The organism is Vibrio kyushuensis (genome assembly GCF_050337325.1).
Taxonomy (GTDB): Bacteria; Pseudomonadota; Gammaproteobacteria; order Enterobacterales; family Vibrionaceae; genus Vibrio; species Vibrio kyushuensis.
Genome location: NZ_JAKJSV010000026.1, coordinates 1 through 784 on the forward strand (window position 1 = coordinate 1; position 784 = coordinate 784).

The window sequence follows — 784 nt, forward strand, 5'->3', positions numbered from 1 at the left end:
TTTAGGTTCTGGCGCCGAGAGGTGTGAGAGTTCAAGTCTCTCCGACCGCACCATTATTTCTTATTCCCTAACTCAGTTAGTTGATAAGAACGTGTGATTGACACTGAAACAATCTTTGTTGGGCTATCGCCAAGCGGTAAGGCACTGGCTTTTGATGCCAGCATTCCCTGGTTCGAATCCAGGTAGCCCAGCCATTACAACGTTATACAGATTCTCCAATGTCTTTATAACTATACTCTTCGCTAGAACTTACGTTTTAACAAGAGAAAGCTTTGCTGCGGTCGTGGCGGAATTGGTAGACGCACCAGATTTAGGTTCTGGCGCCGAGAGGTGTGAGAGTTCAAGTCTCTCCGACCGCACCATTATTTCTTATCCCCTAACTCAGTTAGTTGATAAGAACGTGTGATTGACACTGAAACAATCTTTGTTGGGCTATCGCCAAGCGGTAAGGCACTGGCTTTTGATGCCAGCATTCCCTGGTTCGAATCCAGGTAGCCCAGCCACTACAACGTTATACAGATTCTCCAATGTCTTTATAACTATACTCTTTGCTAGAGTAAAAGCTTTGCTGCGGTCGTGGCGGAATTGGTAGACGCACCAGATTTAGGTTCTGGCGCCGAGAGGTGTGAGAGTTCAAGTCTCTCCGACCGCACCATTATTTCTTATYCCCTAACTCAGTTAGTTGATAAGAACGTGTGATTGACACTGAAACAATCTTTGTTGGGCTATCGCCAAGCGGTAAGGCACTGGCTTTTGATGCCAGCATTCCCTGGTTCGAATCCAG

Annotated in this window: 4 tRNA genes; all 4 read left to right on the forward strand. The window is 46.5% G+C overall.

The window, feature by feature from the left end:
* The first annotated feature begins 119 nt into the window (after positions 1–119).
* The 4 genes from L4D20_RS24255 to L4D20_RS24270 all read left to right on the forward strand — a co-directional run bounded on the left by L4D20_RS24255 (position 120) and on the right by L4D20_RS24270 (position 655).
* Positions 120–194: transfer RNA gene (locus L4D20_RS24255), tRNA-Gln, on the forward strand.
* An 83-nt stretch (positions 195–277) separates the two neighbouring features.
* Positions 278–362 (forward strand) — tRNA-Leu (locus L4D20_RS24260).
* Between the two features lie 66 nt (positions 363–428).
* A tRNA-Gln gene (locus L4D20_RS24265) sits at positions 429–503 on the forward strand.
* 67 nt (positions 504–570) lie between these two features.
* Positions 571–655, forward strand: a tRNA-Leu gene (locus L4D20_RS24270).
* Positions 656–784 lie beyond the last annotated feature (129 nt).